At 44.0% G+C, this 26,943-nt stretch carries 26 protein-coding genes; 17 read left to right on the top strand and 9 right to left on the bottom strand.

What is annotated here, in order from left to right:
* Nucleotides 1-8 precede the first annotated feature (8 nt).
* Complete coding sequence (gene gyrA / locus A9176_RS02530) at nucleotides 9-2,531, top strand: DNA gyrase subunit A (RefSeq protein ID WP_077282062.1); 2,523 nt, start codon at nucleotides 9-11, stop codon at nucleotides 2,529-2,531.
* A gap of 133 nt (nucleotides 2,532-2,664) precedes the next feature.
* Here gyrA and A9176_RS02525 read toward each other — a convergent pair whose 3' ends face one another.
* The 5 genes from A9176_RS02525 to A9176_RS02505 all read right to left on the bottom strand — a co-directional run bounded on the left by A9176_RS02525 (nucleotide 2,665) and on the right by A9176_RS02505 (nucleotide 7,049).
* On the bottom strand, nucleotides 2,665-2,919 hold the full coding sequence (locus A9176_RS02525; protein ID WP_010005492.1) for a PspC domain-containing protein: 255 nt from the start codon (nucleotides 2,917-2,919) through the stop codon (nucleotides 2,665-2,667).
* A gap of 57 nt (nucleotides 2,920-2,976) precedes the next feature.
* Entirely contained in the window at nucleotides 2,977-4,320 is a 1,344-nt protein-coding gene (locus tag A9176_RS02520; protein WP_077282061.1) for a DUF4097 family beta strand repeat-containing protein, read from the bottom strand.
* Nucleotides 4,320-4,667, bottom strand: coding sequence for a PadR family transcriptional regulator (locus tag A9176_RS02515; RefSeq protein ID WP_009999995.1), 348 nt, complete (start codon nucleotides 4,665-4,667; stop codon nucleotides 4,320-4,322). The genes A9176_RS02520 and A9176_RS02515 overlap by 1 nt, the downstream gene beginning before the upstream one ends.
* 109 nt (nucleotides 4,668-4,776) lie before the next feature.
* Nucleotides 4,777-5,523, bottom strand: coding sequence for a helix-turn-helix domain-containing protein (locus A9176_RS02510; protein WP_029509939.1), 747 nt, complete (start codon nucleotides 5,521-5,523; stop codon nucleotides 4,777-4,779).
* An 89-nt stretch (nucleotides 5,524-5,612) separates the two neighbouring features.
* Entirely contained in the window at nucleotides 5,613-7,049 is a 1,437-nt protein-coding gene (locus A9176_RS02505; protein WP_077282060.1) for a PLP-dependent aminotransferase family protein, read from the bottom strand.
* 117 nt (nucleotides 7,050-7,166) lie between these two features.
* Between A9176_RS02505 and pdxS the strand changes: the two genes are divergently transcribed.
* Nucleotides 7,167-8,051, top strand: coding sequence for a pyridoxal 5'-phosphate synthase lyase subunit PdxS (pdxS, locus tag A9176_RS02500; RefSeq protein ID WP_202975984.1), 885 nt, complete (start codon nucleotides 7,167-7,169; stop codon nucleotides 8,049-8,051).
* Nucleotides 8,052-8,063: 12 nt separating this feature from the next.
* Nucleotides 8,064-8,618, top strand: coding sequence for a pyridoxal 5'-phosphate synthase glutaminase subunit PdxT (gene pdxT / locus A9176_RS02495; RefSeq protein WP_077282058.1), 555 nt, complete (start codon nucleotides 8,064-8,066; stop codon nucleotides 8,616-8,618).
* Between the two features lie 266 nt (nucleotides 8,619-8,884).
* Here the strand turns inward: pdxT and A9176_RS02490 are convergent, their stop codons facing one another.
* Entirely contained in the window at nucleotides 8,885-9,613 is a 729-nt protein-coding gene (locus A9176_RS02490) for a helix-turn-helix domain-containing protein (protein WP_077282057.1), read from the bottom strand.
* Between the two features lie 99 nt (nucleotides 9,614-9,712).
* On the opposite strand from A9176_RS02490, the gene A9176_RS02485 reads away from it, so the two are divergent.
* Complete coding sequence (locus A9176_RS02485) at nucleotides 9,713-9,970, top strand: helix-turn-helix domain-containing protein (RefSeq protein WP_077282056.1); 258 nt, start codon at nucleotides 9,713-9,715, stop codon at nucleotides 9,968-9,970.
* 81 nt (nucleotides 9,971-10,051) lie between these two features.
* The gene (locus A9176_RS02480) at nucleotides 10,052-10,489 is read left to right on the top strand and encodes a cysteine peptidase family C39 domain-containing protein (RefSeq protein WP_181407079.1); all 438 of its coding nucleotides are present in this window, start codon (nucleotides 10,052-10,054) and stop codon (nucleotides 10,487-10,489) included.
* A 48-nt stretch (nucleotides 10,490-10,537) separates the two neighbouring features.
* Here A9176_RS02480 and A9176_RS02475 read toward each other — a convergent pair whose 3' ends face one another.
* A complete protein-coding gene (locus tag A9176_RS02475; RefSeq protein ID WP_242943238.1) occupies nucleotides 10,538-11,566 on the bottom strand; it encodes a multidrug resistance efflux transporter family protein in 1,029 nt (342 codons plus the stop codon).
* 305 nt (nucleotides 11,567-11,871) lie between these two features.
* On the opposite strand from A9176_RS02475, the gene tyrS reads away from it, so the two are divergent.
* From tyrS to A9176_RS02430, 8 genes are all read left to right on the top strand, one after another.
* Complete coding sequence (gene tyrS, locus A9176_RS02470; RefSeq protein ID WP_077282053.1) at nucleotides 11,872-13,119, top strand: tyrosine--tRNA ligase; 1,248 nt, start codon at nucleotides 11,872-11,874, stop codon at nucleotides 13,117-13,119.
* A 73-nt stretch (nucleotides 13,120-13,192) separates the two neighbouring features.
* On the top strand, nucleotides 13,193-14,182 hold the full coding sequence (locus A9176_RS02465; protein WP_068851242.1) for a D-2-hydroxyacid dehydrogenase: 990 nt from the start codon (nucleotides 13,193-13,195) through the stop codon (nucleotides 14,180-14,182).
* 173 nt (nucleotides 14,183-14,355) lie between these two features.
* Complete coding sequence (locus A9176_RS02460) at nucleotides 14,356-15,213, top strand: NAD(P)-dependent oxidoreductase (RefSeq protein WP_077282052.1); 858 nt, start codon at nucleotides 14,356-14,358, stop codon at nucleotides 15,211-15,213.
* Between the two features lie 72 nt (nucleotides 15,214-15,285).
* On the top strand, nucleotides 15,286-16,272 hold the full coding sequence (locus A9176_RS02455) for a YeiH family protein (RefSeq protein WP_077282051.1): 987 nt from the start codon (nucleotides 15,286-15,288) through the stop codon (nucleotides 16,270-16,272).
* Nucleotides 16,273-16,533: 261 nt separating this feature from the next.
* Nucleotides 16,534-17,844 carry a GHKL domain-containing protein gene (locus A9176_RS02445; protein ID WP_077282049.1) on the top strand — a complete coding sequence of 437 codons (1,311 nt, stop codon included), beginning with the start codon at nucleotides 16,534-16,536 and terminating at the stop codon, nucleotides 17,842-17,844.
* A complete protein-coding gene (locus tag A9176_RS02440) occupies nucleotides 17,841-18,566 on the top strand; it encodes a response regulator transcription factor (protein WP_077282048.1) in 726 nt (241 codons plus the stop codon). Before A9176_RS02445 ends, A9176_RS02440 begins: the two co-directional genes overlap by 4 nt.
* 101 nt (nucleotides 18,567-18,667) lie before the next feature.
* Complete coding sequence (locus A9176_RS02435; protein WP_077282047.1) at nucleotides 18,668-20,524, top strand: FAD/NAD(P)-binding protein; 1,857 nt, start codon at nucleotides 18,668-18,670, stop codon at nucleotides 20,522-20,524.
* Nucleotides 20,525-20,622: 98 nt separating this feature from the next.
* Nucleotides 20,623-21,441, top strand: a complete 819-nt coding sequence (locus A9176_RS02430) for an HAD-IIB family hydrolase (protein WP_068851223.1) — start codon at nucleotides 20,623-20,625, stop codon at nucleotides 21,439-21,441.
* Here the strand turns inward: A9176_RS02430 and A9176_RS02425 are convergent.
* Nucleotides 21,438-22,346, bottom strand: coding sequence for an alpha/beta hydrolase (locus A9176_RS02425; RefSeq protein WP_077282046.1), 909 nt, complete (start codon nucleotides 22,344-22,346; stop codon nucleotides 21,438-21,440). The two genes, A9176_RS02430 and A9176_RS02425, sit on opposite strands and share 4 nt — an antisense overlap.
* Before the next feature lie 121 nt (nucleotides 22,347-22,467).
* On the bottom strand, nucleotides 22,468-22,983 hold the full coding sequence (locus A9176_RS02420; protein WP_077282045.1) for a DoxX family membrane protein: 516 nt from the start codon (nucleotides 22,981-22,983) through the stop codon (nucleotides 22,468-22,470).
* Nucleotides 22,984-23,284: 301 nt separating this feature from the next.
* On the opposite strand from A9176_RS02420, the gene A9176_RS02415 reads away from it, so the two are divergent.
* The 4 genes from A9176_RS02415 (at nucleotide 23,285) to A9176_RS02400 (ending at nucleotide 26,939) form a co-directional block, all read left to right on the top strand.
* Nucleotides 23,285-24,346 carry a BMP family lipoprotein gene (locus A9176_RS02415; protein WP_010006252.1) on the top strand — a complete coding sequence of 354 codons (1,062 nt, stop codon included), beginning with the start codon at nucleotides 23,285-23,287 and terminating at the stop codon, nucleotides 24,344-24,346.
* A gap of 483 nt (nucleotides 24,347-24,829) precedes the next feature.
* Nucleotides 24,830-25,219 carry a GntR family transcriptional regulator gene (locus tag A9176_RS02410; protein WP_077282044.1) on the top strand — a complete coding sequence of 130 codons (390 nt, stop codon included), beginning with the start codon at nucleotides 24,830-24,832 and terminating at the stop codon, nucleotides 25,217-25,219.
* A complete protein-coding gene (locus A9176_RS02405) occupies nucleotides 25,216-26,121 on the top strand; it encodes an ATP-binding cassette domain-containing protein (protein WP_010006258.1) in 906 nt (301 codons plus the stop codon). The genes A9176_RS02410 and A9176_RS02405 overlap by 4 nt, the downstream gene beginning before the upstream one ends.
* Nucleotides 26,118-26,939 (top strand): hypothetical protein, encoded by an 822-nt coding sequence (locus tag A9176_RS02400; RefSeq protein ID WP_077282043.1) that lies wholly within the window; start codon nucleotides 26,118-26,120, stop codon nucleotides 26,937-26,939. Before A9176_RS02405 ends, A9176_RS02400 begins: the two co-directional genes overlap by 4 nt.
* Nucleotides 26,940-26,943: the final 4 nt, after the last annotated feature.

The raw sequence follows: 26,943 nt of genomic DNA, 5'->3' as shown, positions 1-26,943 counted from the left end.
AGTAAACAATGTCTGAACAAAATGACGCGCGTATTCGTAATGCGAATTTGTCAGAACAAATGAAAACATCATTCCTGTCATACGCTATGTCAGTAATTGTGGCGCGTGCCTTGCCTGATGTCCGTGATGGTATGAAGCCAGTTCATCGTCGTATTTTGTATTCAATGATTGAACAAGGTAACACGCCCGATAAGCCGCATAAAAAATCAGCGCGTATTGTCGGGGATGTCATGGGTAAATATCATCCGCACGGTGATTCAGCGATTTATGAATCAATGGTGCGCATGGCACAACCATTTTCATACCGACACATGCTAGTCGACGGCCACGGTAACTTTGGTTCTGTCGATGGTGATGGTGCTGCGGCGATGCGTTATACCGAAGCCCGTCTGTCAAAAGTGGCAATGGAAATGGTCCGTGATTTAAATAAAGACACGGTCAACTTCGTTCCCAACTATGATGGTGAAGAACGTGAACCAGAAGTCTTGCCAGCTCGTTTCCCAAACCTGTTGGTCAATGGGGCAACAGGTATTGCGGTTGGGATGGCGACCAATATTCCAACGCATAATTTAGGGGAAGTAATTTCAGCTATTCATGTCTTAATGAATAATGCTGCGGCCACGACCTCAGATTTGATGGAAGCTTTACCAGGGCCTGATTTCCCTACTGGTGGGATTGTGATGGGCAAGTCTGGTATTCGTCGGGCCTATGAAACTGGTCGCGGTCGAGTGACTGTTCGTGCCAAAGTGGATATTGAGCAGACAAAGACTGGTAAAGAACAGATTATCGTGACGGAATTACCTTATGCCGTCAATAAAGCGCGTTTAATTGAACGAATTTCCGAATTGGCACGTGATAAGCGCATTGAAGGCATTACGGGAATCCGTGATGAATCAGATCGTGACGGGCTACGGATTTCAATTGACGTGCGTCGTGATGCGTCAGCCAGTGTTATTTTGAATAACTTGTACAAGGAAACGTTGCTGCAAACGAACTTTAGCTTCAATATGTTGGCGATTAATGGTGGTAAGCCACAAACCATGAGTTTGAAGGCTATTTTGGAGGCTTACCTCACGCACCAACGTGAAGTCATTCGCCGTCGAACAGCCTTTGACTTACAAAAGGCCCAAGCACGCGCCCACATTTTGGAAGGGTTGCGTATTGCTTTAGATCATATCGACGCGATTATTACGATCATTCGCTCATCAGCGACTTCTGAAGAAGCCAAGACCCGTTTGATTGATGGGTATGCGCTGACAGATAAGCAAGCGCAAGCGATTTTGGATATGCGTTTGGTCCGTTTAACGGGCTTGGAACGTGACAAAATCGAAGATGAGTATCAGAAATTAGTCGAATTAATTACTGATTTGAAGGATATTTTGGCGCATCAAGAACGTGTTGATCAATTGATTTATGATGAATTGCTCGACATTCAAACGAAGTTTGGTGATGAACGTCGCACAGAACTTCAAGTTGGGGATGTGACGACCCTAGAAGATGAAGATCTGATTGAAGAAGAAGACGTGATTATCACGTTGACGCGTAATGGCTACATTAAGCGTGTCCCACAAGCTGAATTTAAGGCACAAAACCGTGGTGGTCGTGGTGTGCAAGGCATGAATGTCAATGATGAAGACTTTGTTGATCAAATGGTTGCCACATCAACGCATGATACGCTACTATTCTTCACCAATAAGGGTAAAGTTTACCGGATGAAGGGGTATGAAGTGCCAGAATATGGCCGTCAAGCCAAAGGGATTCCGGTCGTCAACTTATTGCACTTTGAAGGCGATGAAAAGATTCAAACCCTCATCAATGTGCATGGGGAAGCAACTGACAGTCATGATTATTTGTTCTTTGTAACACGGCTAGGTGTCGTGAAGCGAACGGCGGTGTGTGAATTTGCCAATATTCGGACGAACGGTTTAAAAGCCTTAACGTTACATGACGATGATGAAGTTTTGTCTGTTCAAATTACGGATGGGACACAAAGTGTGTTAATTGCCACAAAGGACGGTTATTCTGTGCGCTTTGTTGAAGCAGATGTCCGAATCATGGGCCGTGCTGCTGCCGGTGTGCGTGGGATTCGTTTGCGCGAGAATGACTTAGTCATTGGCGCAGACGTCGTGGACGACACCGAGAACGTGTTGGTCATCACGGAAAAAGGTTACGGCAAGCAAACACCGGCCACTGAGTATCCAATTAAGGGTCGTGGCGGTAAAGGGATCAAAACAGCAAATATTACGGATAAAAACGGTGTGTTAGCTGGAATGACGATCGTCCGCGGTGACGAGGATATTATGGTGACAACGACACAAGGCGTGATGATTCGCTTTGCCGTGGCATCCGTGAGCCAAACTGGTCGTGCAACCCTAGGTGTGCGTTTGATTCGCTTAGAAGATGGTGCCAAAGTGGCAACATTAGCAAAGGTTGAACACGAAACAACGGAAGATGTTTCACGTGAAACAGAAGAAGTGATTGAACAAACGACGCAAATCGTTGAACAATTAACGGATGATTTAGAAGATTAATCAAGCATTATCCAGACATACAAAAAGCCCGCTGATGATCATCAGCGGGCTTTTTGTGCGCTATAAACAGTGTTTATGCGCTTGTTAACGGGATACTAAATGATACGAGACAATGACCGTTTACACACACCAATTAGTCATCATCTGGGGTAACGTCACGCCGTGCCCCTGTTTCATAAGTATGATAAGTGGTTTGCCGTGGTCCATCGGGGATGATAATCCAAGCCAAAAGATAGAAAATAATGCCTGGAAAGGCCATCAGAGAGATGATCACGTAAATAATACGGGTGAGGGTGACATCCCAACCAAAATATTCGGCAATCCCACCTAGAACGCCGCCAAGAATACGGTTTGAACGAGAACGTGTTAAATGCTTCTTTTTTGACATGATAGGTCTCCTTTTATTGAATGAAAAATTGTACGATGACAGTGATAATGTGCAGCATTAGTAGACTTTGATAGTACCTAAATCTACTGAGGCCGCAATGGTAAATTCTGGCATTTGACCAGTAAAGCCACGCTTTGTCTGCGGCGTATTGTGGTTAAAATGCATATCAGGTCGGTTAGGCATGGTCACACTGCCTGATTGTGATGAGAGATCGAAATAGTAATCTTGCGTGTCAGGCATCGTTAGACGAATGTCATTGCTGAGGGCTTGTAATTGCAAGTCGTGCGTGAGTGTCTGAACTTTGAGGCGCAAAGTACCAGATGTCGTGTTAAATTGCCCGCCACCGATAAAATGATCAACTTTAATTGTGCCAGACGTTGCGTTGATTTGACTGTGTGGTAACGTGACATGGTCAAGTTGGATGCGACCAGCTTGATTGGTCATCTTAGCGTGCGCAATTGTGATATCTCGGCCGCTGACATCACTGGCTTTGAAATCCCAATTGGCTTCATGGGCTTGAAGGTGCTTGATGTGAAAGCTACCTGCCGTCAGGGTTAAATTAAAGGTTTTCAGGGTGAGGTTTTTTGCGGTCACTTGACCGGTGTGATTTGTAACCGTCAGATGACCATCGGAAAAGTTTTGTGGTAAACCGATATTCACATGGACTTTTACTTGAAAAAGTCGTGGTGTATCACCTTGGGTAACCACCACTTGATCCTGCGTTTCGGATACTGATGCAAAATAACGTTGATTATCGCGACTGAAAAATTCATCAATGGTTACGAGATCCGTCTTATCGTTACGATAAAAATTTAAGGTAGCGTTTTTATAATTCAAAACGAGTGCTTGATCGGTAACGGGCAGCTGGATACTGTGATGTGCCGCAGTCCAATGTGGCGAGTTTGTTGATGCCTGTTCGGTAAAGGTTGCGGTATCGTCGTCAGTGGTATCAAAGGCGTAGAATTTACGACCGACGCGTGCCCCAGCGCGGTCGACGTGCAGCCAATCACCAAATTGTACTTTATTATTTTTACCATCAAGGATAATATCGTCACCTAAGCGGACGCCTTGACCATTAATGTGTAGATTACCAAGGCGCAAGCCATCATCTGACAAATCAAAGAAGCGGTCTGTCGTATCTTGGGCTGTCTCATCATCAGACGCAGTTTGTTGGGTATGTGAATCACTCATGTCTTGTAAAATAGCGTCAATATCCCCTAACTGCGCAAAGGTGTCATCGAGTGCTTCTTCATGTGATTTGTCTTGTTGGGCAAAATCTTGATAGGCATCCAGCAAATCAGCCACGAGTTCTTCTTTAAATTCAGTAAGTTGCGGATTAGGCGTATATTTTGAAAAAATAACGTCTAGGCGAGTACGTATCGCGAGTTCAATTGAAGTCATTATTTGTCTCCTTCTGCAATCGTGCCAGTGATGAGCTGGCTAATCACATCTTTTGCAAATTGCCAGTCAACAATCGCTTGTTGGAGGTGTTGTTGGCCAGTAGCAGTAATCTTATAGTATTTCCGGCGAGCCCCTTGGGTTTCATCGCCCCAATAACTGGTAATATCACCACTTTTTTCTAAACGCCGAAAAGCCGTGTATAAAGTTGCTTCGTTCAGTTCATATTGTTGCTGGCTGAGTAAGCGAACTGATTTGGCGACTTGATAACCATAAGAATCCTGCTGTTGGAGAATATTGAGAATCATGGTATCAATGTGACCACGAATAAGGTCTTTAGAAATTGACATCTTATTGTCCTCCACTTAATCTTGAGTTCATTATAGGAAAAATTACTGTGTTTGTCAAAGTAATTTGTCAAGCAGAGTAAAAAAGACAACCAAGCAATGGTTGTCTTTTTTAACTTAAGGTATGCCACAAGGCGAGTGGCTGGCTTGTCAAAGCACGTAACCGTTTTTGATAATCAGTTAAGGATTCCGGCTTTTTTTGGCTCATCCAAACCGAGATAAAGCCAGTTAAGGTTTCGATGTAGTATTCCGTACCCAGGACATCTTGAGCCGCCCGTGGTTGATATTTAATCAAAAGGGACTTATATTTGGCTTTCAAGAATTGTACCCACACCCCACGAATATAGGGTCGCGTATATAAGATATGGAGAACTTTGTGTTCTTGATAAAGTAAGGGCGTCATATCATTGATAAAAACCGTTAAAATATCAGGTTCAACGGCTAACCGCGACTCGATTTTGGTTTTAATATTATCATCGACAGCATTAATCGTGGCATAAGCTAAATCATCGAACGTTGGGAAATAAGCCATGACGCGTTCAATGGATAGGCCAGCCAATTGGGCAATGGTTGCCATTGTCGGGATTTTATCAGCACTCGCGCGCATACTTTTAATGAAGGCGGCTAAAATGAGTTGTTCGTCATCGAGATCTTGACTGTTTTGGTCGCTGGGCATAAAAAAATTCAGCGGTAAATGAAACGTTTCAATGATGGTGAGCATCATTTCAGCGGTAGGATGGCTTTTAGCCCGTTCCCAGTTGGAAACGGATTGATAGGAAATAAACAGTTTGTCAGCAAATGTTTGTTGGGTCAAGCCAAGTGATTTTCGTAGCGCTTTAATTTGGTTACCAATCGCCATTATTTTTCCTCAAATTTTATCTTTTAAATGATGCAGGGCATGTACTAAACACGTTCATCATACACTAACTGGTTTAAAAAACCTAGTCGTCAATCGATTAATTGTGCCATTACGGCCTGTAGACGTTGCTTTAATAGGGTATCATCCGCGGGAAGTTGCGAATAGCTTAAACGGACATGGTTACTGTGACAACCAAATAAGAAATCTGGTAAAACCAGCAGTTGCTGATCGAGAAACACTTGATAATCAGCGCGGGTCATTGTCGATTTGGTTAAAATATGAAGCCACAGTGTATTGCCTAAAGTCGGGATTTGATAAGCCAATTGGCCTTGTGCCACAAAGGGTGCGAGCAGGCGTAACAGCCGTTGACACGCATGCGCTAATTGGTGTTGCTGCTGGGCGACCAAGTCGGCTAAGTTGGGTTGGCTCAAGAGTTGGGTTGCCAGATACTGGGAAAAAATACTGATGCCGGATTCCATTTCTTGGCGAATTTCTGATAAGCGCGTAACGATGGCCGGTGGGGCAATCAACCAACCAATTCGGGTGTCAGCACCACTAAACTCAGAAAGGGAACCGATATAGATCACATTATTGGGGTCCAATTGCTTAAGCGTGGGGATACTTTGCTGACTAAGCGCGAGTGTGAAGCCAAAAGGATCGTCTTCAACAATGGGTAAATTGAGTTGCCGGCACCGCGCAATCAGGGCGTGCCGTTCGGCTAATGGCATGGTTTGGGTCGTTGGGTTTTGATTGGTTGGATTGACGAAGACGAATTTTAAATGGTGTTGGTAATATAAATGTTGCAAATCGTCGAGGGATAGCCCGCCATTTTTGGTGCGTGGCACGCCAAAAACCCGAATACCGGCGACTTGAAATAAGGCGAGTTGGTACAAATAAGACGGCGATTCAATGGCAATGGCATCACCATAGGATAATAATCCTTGGGCAATTAAGAAAAAGGCTTGCTGGGCACCAGCAGTAATCAGGAGTTGCTCATCTGGCAGGGGTTGGTTGAGATAGGGGTGCAAGTGTCGCCTGATTTGTGCTTTTAATGCGGGACTACCACTCATTGCGTTGGCGGTGTTTTGTTGCAGTAGCGTGGCCATGGCGATACTTGGGAGTGCTAGCTGACGTAAAGGCGCATTTTCGGTCTGACTGTCGGCTAAATTTAAAACTTCCGGCTGTTGTCGTAATTGTTTGAGTTGCACCATAAAGCTTTCCGGATCACTTAAACGATCCGTTGTAAAATAGTTTCGCCAGTTGACATGTGCCGATAAAACACCCCATTTGCCCGAGTTAACCCAAGTGCCACTCCCTTGTTGCCGCAGTAAAATTCCTTGGCTGACTAATTCATTGAGGGCGTGTTGGACGGTTGAACGGTTGACGCCTAAGTCATGTGCAAGTTGGCGTTCTGGTGGCAGTTGTTCACCTGGTAGTAAGGCGCCTTGTTCAATCCCTTGTAAAATGACATTAATCAGCTGCAAGTAGACGGCCTTTTTGTCGTGTGATGGTAGTTGCCAGCGCAAGATCGGTGCTCCTTTTAAATTGGTTGGTCAAAAATTAAACCAATTGGTTGTTCTCAGTCAATTCAGCATAACTTAAAATAGAATGAAATTCAAATCACAAACATTAGAGGAGTATGAATCATGGAAAAAGGCACCACATTGGTTAAGCGCGGGATGGCACAAATGCAAAAAGGCGGCGTGATTATGGACGTTGCCAACGTCGAACAAGCAAAAATTGCTGAAGCAGCTGGTGCTGTAGCTGTCATGGCCCTAGAACGTGTCCCATCTGATATTCGCGCTGCTGGCGGTGTCGCACGCATGTCTGATCCAGCCATGGTCGAACAAATTATGGCCGCCGTAACAATTCCGGTGATGGCAAAAGCACGCATTGGACACTTTGTTGAAGCACGTGTGTTAGAAGCGGTTGGCGTGGATTACATTGATGAAAGTGAAGTGCTAACCCCAGCAGATGACACCTACCACATTGATAAAACGGCCTTTGAAGTGCCGTTTGTGTGTGGTTGCCGTGATCTTGGCGAAGCCTTACGCCGAATTGGTGAAGGGGCTTCAATGTTACGGACCAAAGGCGAACCAGGGACAGGTAATATCATTGAAGCGGTGCGCCATATGGAGAAGGTCAACGAACAAATTGCGCAGGTACAAGCAGCCAATCCGAATCAATTAATGACGATTGCGCGTGATTTGCGGGCACCGTATGATTTGGTGACCTACGTTCATGAACATGGCAAGCTACCTGTCATTAATTTTGCTGCGGGCGGTGTGTCTACGCCAGCAGATGCTGCCTTGATGATGAACCTTGGCGCTGATGGGGTGTTTGTGGGTTCAGGCATTTTCCACTCCGAAAATCCTGAAAAATTTGCCAAAGCCATCGTGGCCGCAACGGCACATCCCACTGATTACGCTTTGATTGCCGAAGTGTCAAAAAATATTGGTAAGCCTATGAAGGGGATTGAAATAGCCACGCTTTCAGAAGACCAAAAAATGGCCAGTCGTGGCATCTAAGGGAGAATGGGAATGATTGTTGGCGTATTGGATTTACAAGGGGCAGTCAGTGAACATGTTGACATGTTGACTAAGTGCCAAGTTGATGCAAAATTAATCAAAAAAGCTGCCGACTTATCGGGCATTGATGGGCTTATTATTCCCGGTGGGGAGAGTACAGTGATTTACAAATTGCTCGTACAAGAACAACTACTTGAGCCGTTAAGACAGTTGATTCAGGCTGGCTTACCAGTTTTTGGCACCTGTGCCGGAATGGTGCTTTTAACCCAAGCAAAGGCATTTGGCGCGTTACCAGCAACGGTGGTGCGTAATGGCTTTGGCCGGCAAAAAGATAGTTTTGAGCAAGCCATTTCGGTGGTTGGATTTGATGAACCGTTTCATGGTGGTTTCATTCGGGCGCCGTATCTGACAGCTGTTGATGAATCGGTAACGATTTTGGCCACAATTGATGACGAAAAGGTGATCGCGGCGCAATATGCACATATTTTAGTGACCGCTTTTCATCCAGAATTGACAGCTGATACACGTTTTCATGAAAAATTTATTCAGTTAATTGCGAATAAATGATTTTATATAACACAATTGTTATAAAAAGTCACGCATATATTTTACGCAAAAAAATAGCGTTATAAATTGAATTTTTTAAGCCGACAATTTGATAGAATACTAGGTGAGGCTGTTACATATTGAAACAGAGTTCTCAAACTAGGGGTACCTATGCTAAACATCTAACTTAAGACAGACTTTAGGTCAGGGTAGTGATGAGTGGTGTAGGTTTTTTATTGTCTAAAATTAAAAAATCCCAGGTACCGCTATACGCGGTGCCTGGGATTTTACTGTGGCCAAGATTGCATAGGGATGCGGGTAAGATGCTGAATACGCCGTTGAAAAGTTGCCAATGGTTCGGGGTGTACGGCACTCAACCACACCGAAATGAATGTAATGAGCACGTCAAGCATGTAGGTGGCGTCGATGGCTTTTGGTTGCCATTGTTGGATAAGTTGTTTGTAGCGTCCTTTAATAAAGCGTAACCAAGTGTCTTTCAAGTAGGGACGGGTGTATAACAGGTGCAATTTCTGCCGTTCGGCATATAAGCGTGGCGCCATATGGGTTGAAAAAATTGTGATCAAATCTTCGTGTGCGATAAGATGCAGTTCAACGGTGGGTTTAATCTGGTCGTCAACGGTGACCATAAACTGATTAACGAGTGCATCATAATCGGGAAAGTGTTGGCAAATTTGCGTGATTGAGAGATTTGCAAACTGGGTAATTGTGGCATAACTTGGCGGTTTACTGGCACAATACATGAGACTCTCCAAAAAACCACGTAAGATTTGTTCTTTTTCTTGCGTGCAGTGTTGTTGACTTGATTGGGTGATGAAAAAGTCATGTGGTAAGTGATATTTTTCAAGGATGGCAAGCAACATATCAGCTGTAGGCTGACTTTGATGGCGCTCCCAATTGGAGACAGCTTGATAGGAAATATAAAGCGTATCTGCCAAATCGCGTTGGGTGAGCCCTTTTGACTGTCTTAGCAATTTAATCTGGTGACCAATTGTCATAATTTTCTCCAAGCGTTTTGATGCGATCTTCGTACAATGATAGTATTGGCAGAAATCCAATAGTACATGTCGTGGTAGGCAGACGAAAATAAGGAGAAAATGATGTTGAATCAGACACGTTATCAGCAAATGACCATTGCACAGTTAAAGCAAATTACTGGTGGCCATCAATTACCTCAAAATTTAACAGCACTTAGAACCGGGGCGCGACTTAGCCGTCGGGATTTGGCGGACAAGTTAAATGTTTGTACCTCAACCATTGCGCGTTATGAAGAAGGTAAGCGGGTACCCGATGTTGATCTCATTATTCAAATGGCGGAGCTGTTTAACACAACTTGTGACCGTATGTTGAAATAATGACCATGACTAATCTAAAACCTATTATAAACGGATAAAATGATAAGCAGCGTGCCGATATGGTATTGGCTAAAACATAAGATGACACAACCAAACTTCCAATATATTGCACAAGAAGATGAAATGGCTTGTGGACTGGCAGCCCTAGCCATGGTTATTGCCCACTATGGGACATCTCCAGCGCTGTCACGGCTACGCCAATTGACGCAGACTAATGCGTTAGGCACAACAGCCTATGGGTTATTGTCAGCAGCGCAAACGCTTCATTTTGACACGTTGGCTCTGCAAGCAGATCAGACGTTATTAACCCAACCTGATTTACTGTTGCCATTTATTGCCCATGTCCGACAACTCACTGGCGACTATCATTATGTCGTGGTTTACGGGCGAGCTGGGCAGGACTTATGCATGGCAGATCCAGATCCTGCAGTGGGGAAAATTAAGCTGTCGCTATCAGCATTTAGTCGTATGTGGACTGGGGTTGCTTTGTTCATCACACCACCGTCGGCAAGCACCTGATGGCACAAACAAACTGCCAAAAGACAGGCAGCTTGTTTTCGGATGGGCTTATTCACGAATCGCCAGCATAATAATGCCACCTACCATCAACGTCAACCCTAACAGTTGGCTTGGCGTGGGGAGCGCATGGCCAAGAAACATGAGGCTAAGGAGCACGGAAAACACCACTTCCATGGATTGGGTCGCTTCAACGGCGGCTAATTCTCGCATATTATGCGATGCGAGTTGGGTCGCTTTAAAAAAGAGCACGGTTGCAATAACACCAGAAGATAAGGCGACGACAAAGGTATTGATGACTTGACCTATATGTGGCAAGCCGACCTGATGATAGGAAAGTCCGGCAATTAACAGCCACACAGGATAAGAACAAATCAACATCGCCAGCACTTTTTCAGTTGCCGTCATGCTTGGCTCAACCACTGCCATAATTTTACGGTTCCCCAGCGGATAAGCGACAGCGCCAAACATGATGGCCCCAATTGCCATCAGCATGGGCGTGATATGTTGTAAGTGATAAAGAAAAGCGGCGACGGTTAGCAAAACACCTAGTAAAATGACCAACATCCACGGCAGTGATGCCAGTGGGATTTTTAGTGCTTGTTTTTGCCCATTTGGTCGTGTGACTTTAACCAATGGGGTGGTTAATACCCCAAAGATAATCGTGAGTTGCCAAGTTGCTGAAATCAGCCAACCAGGGAGATAATCAACCGCCCAACTCAGGGGCACATAAAACAACACAAAGCACACTTGTGACCAGATGAGCCACGCCATTAAGTTTTGTTTGATGAAGGCCAGGACGCGTGCCAAATTGGAACCCAAATAATGGTTCACAATCAGCATTAAGGGCAGCATCCAAAGATAACGTAGGGCAGCCGTATAGCCCCAGTAGCCTTTGGCATTAGCCATGACTTCGTTAACGATAAATGTGATCGAAAAGAAAAAAGCGGCCACAATACCGATACTAATGGCTTTTAAACGGTTTGACATCGCAACCTCCAAAAAGTAATTTAGGCGATATAAGGCCATTCTACCAGAGAAAATGGGGATAACTGGAAATGATGTGAGTGTTGCTGTCATGGACGAAGCATTCATGCCGTAATTCTGATAAAAATCACATATTGATCAGATTATCTGATATAATAAAAACATCATCAGTTGATAAAGACACAGATTGGCGCGTCAAAGAAAGTTAGTGGGTGCTGTGAACTAGCCCGCCCCTGTGCTCGAGTTACACAACATTAAGTAGTATGACGTCTGCCGCGATAAGGCGTAATAAGTGGTAGGTCCGATGACTTACAATTTAGGTGGTACCACGGTTAAAACCGTCCTATAGTTGCTATAGGACGGTTTTTGCTATTTTAACGACAACAAAGGAGAGACAGATGAATTTTATTGAAGATTTAAAATGGCGTGGCGCGTTAAACCAGGTCACAGATGAAGCAGGGTTACTAGAAGCAATGGCCGATGGCAAGATTGGTGCTTACGTTGGGACAGACCCAACTGCTGATTCTTTGCATCTTGGACACCTCATTCCATTTATGGTGTTAAAGCGTTTCCAAAACGCTGGTGGTAAGGCTGTGATTATTGTTGGTGGGGCAACTGGGGCCATTGGCGACCCACGGCCTACAACAGAACGTCAACTTTTGACGCCTGAACAATTGGCTGAAAACGAAAAGGGCATCACAGTGCAAGTAACAAAACTCTTTGGTGATGATGACACCCGTATTGTGAATAACAATGATTGGCTAGGAAAGTTGACATTGACAGACTTTTTGCGTGATTATGGGAAGTTATTCTCAATTAACGTGATGTTGAAAAAGGATGTCGTGGCGTCACGTTTGGAAACAGGAATTTCATTTACTGAATTTACTTACCAAGTGCTACAAGGGATTGATTTCCATGAATTGTGGCGTCGTGAAGACGTTAAGTTACAAATTGGTGGGTCGGACCAATGGGGTAACATCACGTCGGGAATTGATTTGATTCATTCGTTAGAGGGAAATGACGCTAAAGCGTTTGGGCTCACCATTCCTTTGATGACAGATTCAACGGGCAAGAAGTTTGGTAAATCTGAAGGGAACGCGATCTGGTTGGATCCAAAGAAGACCTCACCTTATACTTTCTACCAATTCTGGTTGAATCAAAGTGATGCTGATGTGGTGAAGTACTTGAAGTATTTCACTTTCCTAAGTGTAGATGAAATTGAGACGTTGGCGAAGGCCGTTGAAACTAACCCAGGTGAGCGTTTGGCACAACGTCGTTTGGCACAAGAAGTGACGAAGTTTGTCCATGGTCAAGCAGCCGTTGAAGATGCAGAAAAGTTATCAGCTGCCCTCTTTAGTGGGGATGTGGCAACGCTTTCGGCTGCGCAAATCGGGGATGCCTTTGGTGGTGTGCCAAGCTTTGACACACCTAATGAAATCAAGAATGTGGTTGACTTCTTGGTTGAAGGTGGTGTGGAACCCTCAAAGCGTCAAGCACGCGAAGACGTGACGAACGGCGCTATTACAATCAATGGTGAAAAAGTGACCGATGTCGCAGCTGAAGTGGATCCTTCAACACACTACGATGGACAATTTGTATTGGTCCGTCGTGGGAAGAAGAAGTATTTCCTCGGCAAAGTAAAATAATCAAAAAGCACGCTTTTAGCGTGCTTTTCGTTTACAATAAATATGAGTATCATAAGAGAAAGGTGAGCAAAATATGAAAATACTCATGTACAATACAGTTCCCGAAGAACAACCTTTTGTGACTGCCTGGATGGCCAAAACAGGGCACGAAGTGGTCACATTATCAGAACCATTAACGGTTGACAATGCGGGACAAGCCGCAGGATTTGATGCGGTTAGTACGCAACAGACAACGGCAATGCCAGCGCCAGTCTATCAGATACTTGCTGAAAACGGGATTAAACAAATTGCCTTGCGCCAAGTTGGCTATGATGTTTTTGATGTGCCCGCGGCCTTTAGTCAAAAAATCCGACTTTCTAATGTTGCGGCCTATTCACCACGGGCAATTGCCGAATATACCTTGACCCAGTTATTTAATATTTTACGGCATAACAAGCAATTTGAGCGGGCCATGGCCACCGGCGATTACACATGGGCAGCTGGTGGCCAAGCACGGGAAATTTATCAGTTAACAGTTGCTATTATTGGTGTTGGTCGCATTGGCTCAGCTTTTGCGCAAATGTTGCATGCTTTGGGAGCCAAAGTGTTAGGCGTTGATCCAGTTTATCGTGCGCAGAACGAAGTATTTGTTGAATACACAACATTAGATGATGCTTTAGCACGTGCCAATGTGATTAGCTTTCATACCCCTTTAAATGAGGAAACACGCAACTTAGCGGATCAAGCCTTTTTTGACAAAATCCAACCAGGTACCATCCTATTAAACATGGCCCGTGGAGAAATTGTGGATATGGTAGCTTTAGAAACCAGTTTGAATACCGGTCAATTATACGGTGCAGCGGTTGATGTGACGCCCAATGAAAATGCGTTTATGAACCAAAAGCAGGCAGTGACAGATTTACCAGAAAATATTCAACGACTAACGCAATTGGATAATTTTTATTTATCACCACACATTGCTTTTTATACGAATACAGCCATTAAAAACATGGTTGAAATGGCGTTAAACGATGCGGTGACCCTTGCTAATGGTGGGTATACGGATAATGAAATTCTACGGTAGAGTGGGTCATTTATCTGGTGGGCGTTACAAAGAAAAATATTAGAAAAAAATCAGGTAAATTTTCTGAAAAAACAACCAAATGACGGTTGTTTTTTTTAATGGTCTGATTGATAATAAAGGTTATGTAATAACTATGTTGGCAATCGTATGGCAATTGTTGAGGGAGAAGCAATATGAAGATTGGCTTTGTTGGAACGGGCGTCATGGGCACTGGCATGATTAATAATTTATTAGCCGCCAAGCACGACGTGATCGTGTATAACCGAACACGTGAGAAGGCGGACGATGTGATTGCCAATGGCGCACGTTGGGCAGATTCGCCAGCTGCAGTTGCTCAGGCTGCTGACATAACATTTACCATGGTTGGCTATCCAAAAGACGTGGAAGCGGTGTGGACTGGTCAAGACGGGCTATTTTCTGGCGATATTTTGGTTGATATGACGACCTCTACACCTAAATTAGCTGAAAAGCTTGCCAGAATGGGGCAAGAACTTGGCATTGGCGTGCTTGATGCGCCGGTTTCAGGTGGTGATATTGGGGCTAAAAATGGGACACTATCCATTATGGTTGGTGGGGCATTGGCCACGTATAACCAAGTATTGCCGATTTTCCAAGTGATGGGGCAAAACATTGTGCTTGCTGGTGATGCCGGTAAGGGTCAGCACATGAAAATGAGCAACAATATTGGGGTTGCTGCAACAGTTATTGGGATGGCAGAGTCTATGGCCTATGCTGAGGCGGCAGGCTTAAATCTTGACGCTGCTTACAATATCTGGCGGAACGGTGCAGCAGGCTCATGGTCGGTCACCAATTATATGCCACGGATTATGGCAGATGATTTTGCGGCTGGTTTTTATGTGAAACATCTATTAAAAGATTTGCGTATTGCATTAGATGCAGCCGCTGAGATGGCTATTGACCTACCAGGCACAGCACTGGCAGAGCAATTGTTTGCCAAACTCAATAAAACCCATGGCGATGAGGGTGTACAAGCCATTGTCAAATTATGGGCAGCATTTGCGTCAGCGTAACAGCATGTTTCACGTGAAACGTCGTTTGGAGAGCAACTCAAAATTCAATTTTGATTGTAAGGGAGATAATATATGGCAATTAAAAGGAACATGATTTTAGGGATCGTGGCCACATTCATTGTGTCAGTTATTGCAAAATATTTATCTGTCTGGCTACCTTTTCTAGGGGGCGAGGCGATTGCAATGCTGATTGGTATTGTGCTCGGTAATACCATCTTGCGTCACGAAAAATTTGCCCCAGGTATGAAGTGGGCGGAAAAGTATCCGATTGAAATCGGGATTGCGTTGATGGGATTAACGGTTACATTGAGAACCATTGAGAATCTTGGTTTAAACGGTATTGTGTTCATCTTAATTCAAATGGTTTTGACAATTGTTGTTGTCCTTTGGATGGGGGGCCGCTTGTTTAAAGTTTCCGATAAGTCAGCGATGTTGATGGGCGCTGGAAACGCCGTTTGTGGTTCAAGTGCGATTGCTTCTGTGGCGCCAGCCATTGGGGCCAATGATGACCAACGCCGCACGGCCGTGGCCACAGTTAGTTTGACTGGTGTTGTCCTCTTGCTTTTGCTACCAGTGATTGGCCCTGACTTGGTTGGTAATAACAATCTTTTGTTGGGTGCCTTAGTCGGTGGTACTTTGCAGTCAGTTGGTCAAGTAGTTGGAACGGCCACTTTGATTAACCAATCAGTTGTCACGTACGCTACGTTGTTCAAGATGCTACGTGTCATTCTGTTAACCGTTGTGGTCGTGATCTTTGCCAAAATGGCACAACGCAGTGATAAGAGCATCGAAGCGGCTAAAGGCGTTTCTGTCCCTTGGTTTGTCATCGCCTTCTTGGCATTCTTGCTCTTGGCTAGTTTTGTGAAGTTGCCGGACGTTGTGACACACTCGGCCCATGAAATGGCTAGTTTCTTCGGTGTTGTTAACTTGGCTGGTATTGGTTTGAACCTTAAGTTTGAAACCATTAAAAATTCTGGTGGTAAGTTCTTGTCTTATGGCTTACTGACCGGTGTAGCACAGGTTGTCTTAGCCGTGGCTTTGATTAAGGTACTATTCTAATTATCTTGTCCACTTTTAAGGCAGACACATCAAAAATACGCGACCAATTGCGGTCGCGTATTTTTTTTGATAATTGGCGTAGTGATTAGGGCTGATTTGCGTTAACATCTGATTTGTTTTATTATAGTTATTATAAAATGATGAAGATGACATCAACGTGAGAAAAATGATAATTGGCCAGCGATTGGCGAATGATGAATTTAAGCGTGACAAGTCACCACTGATCATGACACGCATCAAGGTGACGCACGGAGGAGTGCCATGCTAACAATTTTGTCATATATTAATTTGCTGATGCAACCACTGGCGTCGACGATTGCGGCGGTTGTTTGGTTTGGTCTATTATTGGGACAACCTCAGGTAGCACGTCGGACGATAGGGCAACTTTTAGGCTGGTTAGTCATCGTGACAGCGATCAGCCGTTGGCTGGTGCCAACAGCTTATCAGGTTAGCGTGACCTCAACACTACTCATTGTGAGTTTAGTTTATGTTGGGCGACGAATACAGCAAGCAACACCGCTTGGTGTGTTGTTACTGGATGCCATTGTGAGTTCGTTACTGGCTGCTTGGGTGTACAATGTCGCATTGGCCATATTGTCACTCCTGACGCTCCCCTTAGTCATTCAGTTACTCGGTTATTTAATGGCTGGGGTTGTGACGATTGTGGTCGCGATTGTACCATATTTATATCATTTCAAATGGTTAACCACCAGCTTTTTTCAACGCCATCCCCGGCAACTCGGCGTTTTTTTAATGATTGGGTTTGGCATGCGTGGTTTAAACGATTATTTAGCTTATTTGTGGCATCATACAGCGTACCAAGGATCAGTGATGTGGGAAATATTATCGCTGGTGGGGGTGCTGCTGATTATCGGGCTGCCCGCATTGCGACATCAATATGACCTATTAACGTGTAAATTACAGCAACGTGATCACATGTTAGCTGCAACACAGCAGTATACGAATCAGCTGGAAAAGCAATATTTGGCGTATCGCACATTTCGACATGACTATAAAAATATTTTAGCGAGTTTGGCTTACGGTATCCCAAATGGCAATATGGCGGATGTGCAATACGCTTATGAATCTGTGATTGAAACGAGCCAGCAGACCTTGCCAGAGACGCAGGTCTTGGCACTCCATTTAATTGCTAATGTGAATTTGCGTAGTGTGTTATTAGTGAAATATCAACAAGCATCGCAGCAAGGGGTGCAGTTTACCATCGATATTCACCAAGTTTTTCAACCGGTTGACTTTAAAGTGGATGATGCATTTTATCGCGTTTTTGGTATTTTGCTCGATAATGCGATTGAAGCCGCTGTTGATACACCAGAAAAGTTGGTGACGGTTGTTTTCGTGGCTTCCGAACAAGTAGCAATCATCAATAGTTGTTTACATCAAATTGATTTACCAGTGGCTAAGCAGCTTGGTTATTCATCAAAACGAGGGCATGCGGGACTTGGTTTATATTTTGTCCATCAATTTTTGGCCCAACGACGTGATATTGAATTAGTGACGGTGACTGAAAGCCGTCGTGTCAGGCAAGCATTAACGTTTGGGGGTGCAAATTGACCCATTATTATGTTTTAGAAGACCACCCACAGCAACAACAGCGGCTACAGCAAATTATTGGTGCGTGTCAGTTATTTGATCAACCGGCACCATTATTAGCCGCGTTACAAGCAGATCGCCAACCGAAAGTCATTTTAATTGATTTAGCGTTGCATCATGTCGTGCATGCCGGCCTTAATGTTGCCCAGGCCATTCGTAGCTTTGACAGTTTATCGCCGATTATTATTGTTAGTACGCATACTGAATTACTAGCGATGAGTTATCAATATCAAATCGGTGCGTTAGATTTTGTGGACAAATCATTGTGTGAAACGAAATTTAAGCAACGCATTCGCTCAGCTATCCGTGTTGCCAATCGCCATTTGGCGCTGCAAACGCAACAAACACCCGAAATTGTCACTTTGCCCAGTAGTCATCAGCGGGAAATTGTGGATGTGAATGACATGATTTATATTGCCAGTAATGTTATGGCCAGTCATCGGGCAACGATTTATTGTGAACAGCGCCAAATCGACTTGCGCGCGACAATGAAAACGTTGGCTGATTTGAGTGATAAGTTAATTCAAATACATGCGGCGTATGTGATTAATCGTGATAAAATTTGTCATTTAGATCGCCGCAATCATACCGTGATATTAGATACTTGTGTGGCGTTACCCTATTCAAAGCGGCATTTTAAGCAGCTTCAAGCGCTGTTAAAGTCGTCTATTGACAAAATGTAAGTTAAGTTTTTGAAAACGCGGTTAAAACCGACTATAATGGAAACTAGTTTACAAAATAATGGATAAGACGTTTTGATTAACGCTTTGGAGAATATAGATACATGCAAGTTGCAATTATTGGTGCTGGCCCTCGTGGTCTGGCTGTCGCAGAGCGACTTATCAATCTCGCTGAGGATGATACCAAGCTCGATATTCAAATTTTTGATCCCTATGCAATTGGTGGTCGTGTCTGGGATCCATTCATACCACAAAATCAGCAGTTTTTAATGAACACCGTGATTGATCAAATTACATTATTTAATGATGACTCAATCGAAAATGGTGGGAAGCCCTTACCAGGACCAAATTTACGACAATGGCTAGCAGGACAAGCGGCAACATTTTTAGCAGCTCACCCCGAATTTGCGCCATTTTACCAGCAAGAAGTTGCCCGATTAAAGCAACCAGGTGACTTTGCCTCGCGGGGCATGATGGGCGTCTATGCGGCTTGGTTCTTTGAATGGTTAACGCAACGTGTACGTCAAAACCAAACGCTGACCTTTACACAACAAGCCGTCACCCAGGTCACGCCAATTGGTCAGAAATTCCAATTGACGTTAGCTGACGGCATGCAAATTTTATCAGATCAAGTGGTGATGGCGTTAGGGCATTCCGATGATTATTTATCAGAAGAAGAGGCTGGTTTTAAAACATTTGCTGCGGAAAATCACCTTAAATACGTTGCGCCAACGCATCCAGCAGAAGCTGATTTATCAGTATTTGATGAAAATGATACCATTATTGTTCGTGGTCTCGGCTTGAGCTTTTTTGATTACTTGTCCGCTTTGACTGTGGGGAAGGGCGGCCAATTTGTCCGGAATGCTGCCGGTGAACTAGACTATATCCCTTCGGGTCATGAGCCACATGTGATTGCGGGCTCACGTGGCGGGTTCCCACTACATGCACGCGGTGTCAATGAAAAGGACACGAGTGAATTATACGTACCAAAGTTTTTCACGTTACCAGCTTTAGACGCTTTGCGGGCAGCGGGTGGCGGTCATTTACAGTATGACGATTTTGAAAAATTAATAGTAAAAGAGCTTACTTACAAATACATTTTAAACCAACTGGCAATTATGCCTAATCGCTTACCTTATGATCAAGCCGAAGCCTTACGCCAGGCTTTGTTAACTAGTGATGATTTAATGGCGACAGCAAAAGCATTTGGCTTGGATGATATACCAGCATTTGATATTGATCTCATTCGTAATCCAGCCCGTGATTTAGATGCTGCAGTTGACTACGCAACGTGGTTTAAAACGTATTTGCGAGCAGATATTGCCGATGCCAAATTGGGGAATAAGCACGCACCTTTTGCTGGAACATTTGATATTATGCGCGATGTGCGCGATCGGATTCGTTATGTGATTGAACATGATTATTTTGACGCAGACGCGTATGAAAAATTCTTGCGCCAATTCAAACCATTCGATGTGTCAGTGTCAGTTGGACCACCGCTTGAACGAATTGAACAACTACTGGCTTTGATAGAAGCAGGGGTCTTTGAAGTGACAGCGCCACAAATTCATGTTGACACTGAGGGCCAACAATTTGTTGCCCGCGACGCCCGCCAACAAGAATTCCGTGGGAATGCCTTGATTGAAGCACGCTTGGGGGCAACAGATATTGGGATCTCAAGAAATCCAGTTATTGAAAACTTGCGCCAACAAGGACTGCTCGTGCAACCAACTCGGACACGCGCAGACGGGTCAACTTATCAGTTAGGCGCTGCGACATTTGATCGCCAAACTTTTGAAGTGATTGACCAAAATGGCAATAAAGTGCCACATTTGTATATTTATGGTATTACGCTTGAAGGCCTCAAGTGGTTTGGGACGGTGATTCCACGTCCTGGCGTCAATACGGTCATTTTACGTGAGGCTGCTTGGATTGCCCAACGTATTCTAGCGTATGCGTAAGTACTTAGTCACATTTGTCATGATATAAATGTGGTAAACTAAAAATAGACATAGACGACTGCTAGAGAGCGAAAAAATAGAAGCGGAATACACGACTCATGGCAAACATTCAGCTGATTGCAACAGATTTAGATGGGACATTCTTAGCGGATGATAAGACGTTTGATCATGCGTTATTTCGGACTGTCCTCACGCAACTTAAAGCCCAGCATATTGCCTTTGCGATTGCTACCGGTGTCCATCAGACACGCATTAATCGCATTATGGCAGGCTTTTTAAATGACGGCATTAATTTTGTATCAAATAATGGTGCGCGGGTTGTGACTGGTGATGGCCAAGTGTTATATGAACGGGCGATCCCGCGCGCAACGTTAGCGCAAATTGCCACCTTAATTGCTAACTTTGAACCAAAACCGGACCAAGGGGTGGTTTACTCCACGGATGATACGGCTTATATCCCACGTGCATTTGCCAATGTTGTCATGGATAAGCACCTGAAGTATTTTCAACATATTGTCATTTTTGACGATGTTGCCGACATTGCGGAGCCAATCTTTAAAGTCACGATGAATTGGCGTGACTTTGATGAATTACAGTTTTATACTGCTGCTAAGCAAGCATTGGGACATGCTGTCCATGTGACCGAAACTGGCACAGGGGCGATTGATATTGTGCCTGCTGGTGTGAATAAGGCGGTAGGGTTGCAAGTCTTAGCGGATCACTTAGGGATTGAGATGGCCCATGTTGCTGCGTTTGGTGACGGAGGTAATGATGTTGAGATGTTAACGCATGTGGGTTATCCTTTCATCATGCCCAAAACGACTTTAGTGGGGGACTTTTTACCGGTTGTGGCTGATAATAACCATGACGGTGTCTCACGCACAATTTTACAATTATTAGCAAAAAACGACGCCTAGTATGAGGCGTCGTTTTTTGGTGTTGCTGTGATAAAGGCGTACTTTTGTTGATAGATGGCATCGGTATCATAATCAGTTGGGCCGTGGACACCGCCAGGCACCCAAAGGGTTGTGGCTGGGCGCAATGTGGCGGCTTGGTAACGTTGCGCGAGATCGACACTCTGTAAATAAGGGACGACGGGATCTTTCTTGCCGGCAATTAAGAAAAGCGGTGGCATTTTTGGTGTCAAATACGTCGCAGGATTCGCCTGTTTAACAAGAGCCGGAGCCGTTTCTGGTGCGTGATGGTCTAACATGATGCCTTCAAAGGCATCAGCTGTACCGGTTTCTGGAAACTGGGGGGTTATGCCGAGCTGTTGGAACTGTTGCGTCATTTGGTCGACTTGATAAGGGCCATATAGACCAATGACACGCTTGATTTCCGGTAAAGTCGCAATATCTGCTGATGATAGGGTGCCTAATGGCACACCGGCTGAAAAACTGGCAGCAGCAAGCACGGCTAATTGGGCGCCACTGGATTCGCCAATGAGCGTGAGGTGTGTCATATCTAATTGATAATCTGTTGCCTGTTGGGCCAAAAAATGAATGGCAGTACTAATGTCGGCAATTTGTTCAGGGAACTGATTATGTGTAGCGGTGTTGAGGCGATAATCCATACTAACCACCGCAAAACCAGCAGCTAAAAAGCGTAAACTGGGGTTGAGTTTAAAAGAGGATTTTTGGCCGCGAAGTAAGCCACCACCATATAAATCAAGAATAACTGGGAAATCTTGCTGACCAGCAGGCAAATAGATGTCTAACTGTTGTCGCGAATCGGGGCCATAAGCCACGTCGCGAATAACAGTATGCGCTGACTCAGGCACCGTGGCGGGGATGAAGTGATAAGGTTTGTCTTTGAATTGCATCATACACCTCTAACGTTTAGTTGTTACGCTCATTATACAGAATGCGTCTACTGTGCGACAAGATAAACGCATTGGCAAACAAAAAAGACCCCAGAGGGTCTTTTTAAAATGGCTTAAAGTCCTAGTTGACTTTAATATCGTTATTGAGGAAAGGAAACTTTGAACGAAGGAATGGTGTTACCCAGTGATCCAAGCCAATCTTACCTGCATTGTAACCAGAAACCAAGAGCAAGCTGCCGATTAAAATATAAGTTGGGTTGACTGAGACAACACCAGCACCAAGATATGAGAAATTCATAACAAGTGCAAAGAAGCTAGCAGCGATCGTCAATGTCCCGAAAATGAGACCAAGGCCAACCAATAGTTCACCCCAAGCAACTAAAAATGAAAAGAATGCTGTGTTGTGACCGTTATTGGTGAATGTTGACAAGAACCAGTCATACCAAGGGAATGCCTTTGCACCACTTGGATCGGTGACGGGGTGCTTAATGGCACTCATAATCAAGCCTGATGCATCGAAAGACTTAGGGCCAGTAAGCTTTTCAAACCCGTCTTTTGCCCAACCGAAACCGAGGTAGATACGTAGTATCGTTAATCCCCACATTGCCACTTTTGAGTGACGTAACCAAAAAATCATAATCTTCTCTCCTTTATTGTGTCACGATTGTTCGTGATGTTTATTACAATAAGTAAGTACATACGTTTGTTTGTGAAAAGTCAAACAAATAAATTGATTGCTTAAAACTTTAATTAGCCACTGTGTCCCCAATCAAAAAAATACGTTAATCGGAACCAGTTATTGGTCACGAAGTTAAAATTACTTATTGCGTTGAGAAAAAATTACTGGTATGATAGTTGACGGTGTATTTAAGCCAAGCTTGGCAAAACACAAATAATTTCTATATATACAGAGAGATATATAGTCGGAGGAAAATTAAATGAAGCGTTCAACATTGATTGGTGGCCTGGTCGCCGCTGTTGCAGTTATTGGTATTGGCACATCTGTTGCTATGAATTCAGGGGCAAAGAAGAAGGATGTTTATTCGGTTGCCTTAGTGACAAGTACTGGCGGTGTCGACGATAAGTCGTTTAATCAATCAGCCTGGACTGGTATCAAGCGTTATGGTGAAAAGAACGGCTTAAAGCAAGGGGCGAATGGTTATACTTATTTTGTCTCAAATGACAATTCGGAAATCAAGTCAAACTTGCAACAAGCCGTGAAAGCAAACTATAAGTTGGTTGTCGGTATTTCATTCATGGGTGGTCCTGCGATGAATCAAGTCGCTAAGGCTAATCCGAAGACTAACTTTGCGATGGTTGAAGCCAAAGTTCCAACTAAGAATGCCGTTTCAATTATGTTCCATTCAGAACAATCATCTTATCTTGCAGGTGTCGCCGCAGCGACCGTGTCAAAGACAGGTAAGATTGGTTTCGTTGGTGGTGTGAAGGGCGAAGTTGTTGAACAATTCGAAGCTGGCTTTAAGGCTGGTGTGTTAGCAACAAATCCAAAGGCAACATTCGTATCACAATATGCGAATACCTTTACTGATGCAGCTAAGGGTAAGACAATTGCCGCAGCAATGTATGCCAGTGGCGTTGATGTGATTTTCCAAGCTGCTGGGGCAACTGGTAACGGTGTCTTTGCCGAAGCGAAGGCTATCAATGAAAACACCACAGCAGACAATAAAGTCTGGGTCATCGGTGTTGACATGGATCAAAAGCAAGATGGTAACTATACAACTAAGGATGGCAAAAAGGCTAACTTCACGTTGGCATCTGCCATTAAGCGGGTTGACAACGCCATCGAACTGGTCGCCGAAGACGGTAAAAAGGGTAAGTTCCCTGGTGGCCAAACTGTAACGTATGGCTTGAAGCAAAAGGGTGTTGATATTGCCCGTGATTCAATGCCAGAAAATGCTTGGGCCGCAACACAAGCAGCTAAACAAGAAATTTTAGATGGTAAAATTACCGTGCCAACAAAGTTAAGTGAAGTCAAATAACAAAGGAAACGTCACAAACTAGTCAGTCTAGCTTGTGACGTTTTTTAGTTATCAAGGGCTGGGTTATGACATTTTAAAGGATTTAAGTCAGTTATTTTAAACTAAATTTAATCTTAGGTCTTTATAATAAAGTTATTGATAAGCAACAAGAAACTTATTAATTAAGAACGAAACCCTGTAAATACTGGTGGATTTTCAATTTATTCTCTCTCCTAAAAAATCTCTTCTCTTCTCACTCTTAAAGATATATAATCCCCCGTATTGTAAGCAGATACGGGGTTTCGTTTGTCAAAAAAGCACTGCAACAATCATGTTGCGGTGCTTTTTTGCGTTGTTTATGAGGCAAAAGTGGCCAGCAGTAAGCTTGTCACGTGTTGACACATTCAACTGTACTATGTACAATAGTACACGTAGTACAGTTGGTTGGGTTTGGCATGACGAAAAGTGCGGTTATCGCAAATTAAATAAAAAGAGGTGGCGTGAATGGGACAAATTCAGAGGCATCAGCCATTGTACGAACAGCTCATGTGGCGGATTAAATCACAAGTCGCATCTGGGGCGTTGCGCCAAGGTGATAAGTTACCATCTGTGAGAGAAATGGCCCTCATTGAAGGGCTCAATCCTAATACAGTGGCAAAAGCGTATAAGGCCCTAGAACAGCAACAAGTGATTGAAACGGTTGCTGGTAAGGGGGCATTTGTTTTGGGACATGAAGCAACGGCCACGGATGAGCGCTTGCTGGTAAGTATTCAACAGCGACTGGATGAAGTTATCATTGAGGCGAAGCGGGCGGCGATTCCGCGGTCGCAGCTGCAGCACTGGATTGATTTGGGCTATGGCGTACAAGGGGAAGAACACGAGGAGGAAGCATGACGTTAGTGGTTGAAAACATCTCGAAGAAAATTCAAAAACAGGATGTTTTAAAAAATGTGAGCTTTGAGTTACATCAGGGCGAAATTGTGGGGTTAGTTGGCCGAAATGGTTCTGGGAAAACCACGTTGTTTGATACGATTTCAGGTGAATTATTGCCGGATTTTGGGCGGATTGGCTTAGACGGCTTGGATTATGTGAAAACCATTGATTTACATGATCAATTATTTTACGTGGATATGCCGGAAAATTGGTTGAGTTACTATTCTCCCAAAAAAGTGAAAGCGATTCTAAAAGTGGCGTATCGTCACTTTGATGAGACTTGGTATGATGCCGAAATTAAACGTTTTGGGCTAAATAATAACAAGCGTATCCGGACTTATTCAAAAGGTATGCGCGCGTTATTTGTGATTATCGCAAGCTTTGCGAGTCGGGCACGTTATGTCTTATTGGATGAACCATTAGACGGACTCGATGTGTTAATTCGCGATCAAGTGAAACAACTTATTGTCGATCAAGTCACGGCGCACCAAACAACGGTGTTGATTGCCTCCCATAATTTAGTCGATTTAGATACCCTAGTGGATCGTGTTTTGCTCCTCAAAGATCATACGATTGATCGGACGTTTGCCATTGAAGAAAATAAAAATATTAGAAAATATCAATTAGCCTTTGCTGGTGATGAACTGCCAAGTTTCTTACGGGAGAGCGGGACAATTATTGCGCAAACGGGCCATATTGTGACGATTGTTTTCAATGATTTCACGGAAGACATTGGGATTCGATTAGCAGGACAAGATTTCAAATTTGTGGAAGAACTACCTGTTGGGAGTGAAGATGTTTTTCGAGCGAGCTTTGCAGAAGAAGCCTATGCTTGGCAGCAAGAATTGGAGGTGGCAGAATGAAGCAAGCATTACAACTGTATGCGCACATTAAAAAGGATCAAATGCTGTTAGCGTTCATTTTGGGATTGGGGCTGATGGGACTACAAGTCGGCTCATTCCTTTGGCAACATCAATTGTCAGCTATTGCTGAAAGCGGCATCTTGCTCACTGGTGGTTGGTTGATTGTGGCTTTTCTCTCGTTATTGTTAGACCAGTCACGCCGGTTGGATGTGTGGCTCTATACGCAACGCGTTTCCCGTGGTGAATTGTTTCTCTCGCGGGTACTCTTATTAGTTGTTTTGCCAATTGTCGTCGGCTTTTTGGTGACGATTGGGATGTTGTTCGTGATACAACCAGTTAATATGACAGGCTTGATGACGACAAGTTTGAATTTTGCCCTGGGTTATTTCTTTTTTGCTAGTATTGCCGCCATTATCTATACCGTGATTGGGCCTAATTGGATGAAGGTTGTGGGGCTGTTATTTACGGTGGCTGTGATGGGGCAACCACTCAGTACCATTGAAACTTATTGGCAGAAGAATATGTTGTTGGATTTGACCATCAGGTTACTGGCTAGCTTGGTATTGTTTGGTATTGGGTATCTGTTGGCGAAAAAAATTAGTGGTGAAACAACCGAAGAAGCTGTTCGGATTCGTTATTTGCGTTGGCCAATTGTTATTTTTGTGTTTGCGGCAACGGAATTGACAACCTTGATGAGCCATGTTGGGTCTATTGATGTGAAGGTGGTCATCAGCACCATGATTATACCGGTCATTTTGGCAGGTATCACGTTTGCATTTGTCTTTAAGCCAAGATTTAAAATGACTTGGGATCGCTAATTAA

The sequence above is a fragment of the Leuconostoc garlicum genome (assembly GCF_001998805.1).
Taxonomy (GTDB): domain Bacteria; phylum Bacillota; class Bacilli; order Lactobacillales; family Lactobacillaceae; genus Leuconostoc; species Leuconostoc lactis.
This window is presented reverse-complemented; position numbering and strand designations above follow the sequence as displayed.

What these genes read in the sequence shown, in the direction of transcription:
- A9176_RS02420 (WP_077282045.1), bottom strand. Translation starts at nt 22,983, where the DNA reads ATGATTTTTTGGTTACGTCACTCAAAAGTGGCAATGTGGGGATTAACG.
- A9176_RS02400 (WP_077282043.1), top strand. Translation starts at nt 26,118, where the DNA reads ATGAAGCAAGCATTACAACTGTATGCGCACATTAAAAAGGATCAAATG.
- A9176_RS02445 (WP_077282049.1), top strand. Translation starts at nt 16,534, where the DNA reads ATGCTAACAATTTTGTCATATATTAATTTGCTGATGCAACCACTGGCG.
- A9176_RS02405 (WP_010006258.1), top strand. Translation starts at nt 25,216, where the DNA reads ATGACGTTAGTGGTTGAAAACATCTCGAAGAAAATTCAAAAACAGGAT.
- A9176_RS02430 (WP_068851223.1), top strand. Translation starts at nt 20,623, where the DNA reads ATGGCAAACATTCAGCTGATTGCAACAGATTTAGATGGGACATTCTTA.
- A9176_RS02460 (WP_077282052.1), top strand. Translation starts at nt 14,356, where the DNA reads ATGAAGATTGGCTTTGTTGGAACGGGCGTCATGGGCACTGGCATGATT.
- A9176_RS02480 (WP_181407079.1), top strand. Translation starts at nt 10,052, where the DNA reads ATGACACAACCAAACTTCCAATATATTGCACAAGAAGATGAAATGGCT.
- A9176_RS02515 (WP_009999995.1), bottom strand. Translation starts at nt 4,667, where the DNA reads ATGTCAATTTCTAAAGACCTTATTCGTGGTCACATTGATACCATGATT.
- A9176_RS02455 (WP_077282051.1), top strand. Translation starts at nt 15,286, where the DNA reads ATGGCAATTAAAAGGAACATGATTTTAGGGATCGTGGCCACATTCATT.
- A9176_RS02435 (WP_077282047.1), top strand. Translation starts at nt 18,668, where the DNA reads ATGCAAGTTGCAATTATTGGTGCTGGCCCTCGTGGTCTGGCTGTCGCA.
- A9176_RS02465 (WP_068851242.1), top strand. Translation starts at nt 13,193, where the DNA reads ATGAAAATACTCATGTACAATACAGTTCCCGAAGAACAACCTTTTGTG.
- A9176_RS02520 (WP_077282061.1), bottom strand. Translation starts at nt 4,320, where the DNA reads ATGACTTCAATTGAACTCGCGATACGTACTCGCCTAGACGTTATTTTT.
- A9176_RS02410 (WP_077282044.1), top strand. Translation starts at nt 24,830, where the DNA reads ATGGGACAAATTCAGAGGCATCAGCCATTGTACGAACAGCTCATGTGG.
- A9176_RS02475 (WP_242943238.1), bottom strand. Translation starts at nt 11,566, where the DNA reads ATGACAGCAACACTCACATCATTTCCAGTTATCCCCATTTTCTCTGGT.
- A9176_RS02525 (WP_010005492.1), bottom strand. Translation starts at nt 2,919, where the DNA reads ATGTCAAAAAAGAAGCATTTAACACGTTCTCGTTCAAACCGTATTCTT.
- A9176_RS02490 (WP_077282057.1), bottom strand. Translation starts at nt 9,613, where the DNA reads ATGACAATTGGTCACCAGATTAAATTGCTAAGACAGTCAAAAGGGCTC.
- pdxT (WP_077282058.1), top strand. Translation starts at nt 8,064, where the DNA reads ATGATTGTTGGCGTATTGGATTTACAAGGGGCAGTCAGTGAACATGTT.
- A9176_RS02425 (WP_077282046.1), bottom strand. Translation starts at nt 22,346, where the DNA reads ATGCAATTCAAAGACAAACCTTATCACTTCATCCCCGCCACGGTGCCT.
- A9176_RS02485 (WP_077282056.1), top strand. Translation starts at nt 9,713, where the DNA reads ATGATGTTGAATCAGACACGTTATCAGCAAATGACCATTGCACAGTTA.
- A9176_RS02510 (WP_029509939.1), bottom strand. Translation starts at nt 5,523, where the DNA reads ATGGCGATTGGTAACCAAATTAAAGCGCTACGAAAATCACTTGGCTTG.
- A9176_RS02415 (WP_010006252.1), top strand. Translation starts at nt 23,285, where the DNA reads ATGAAGCGTTCAACATTGATTGGTGGCCTGGTCGCCGCTGTTGCAGTT.
- gyrA (WP_077282062.1), top strand. Translation starts at nt 9, where the DNA reads ATGTCTGAACAAAATGACGCGCGTATTCGTAATGCGAATTTGTCAGAA.
- tyrS (WP_077282053.1), top strand. Translation starts at nt 11,872, where the DNA reads ATGAATTTTATTGAAGATTTAAAATGGCGTGGCGCGTTAAACCAGGTC.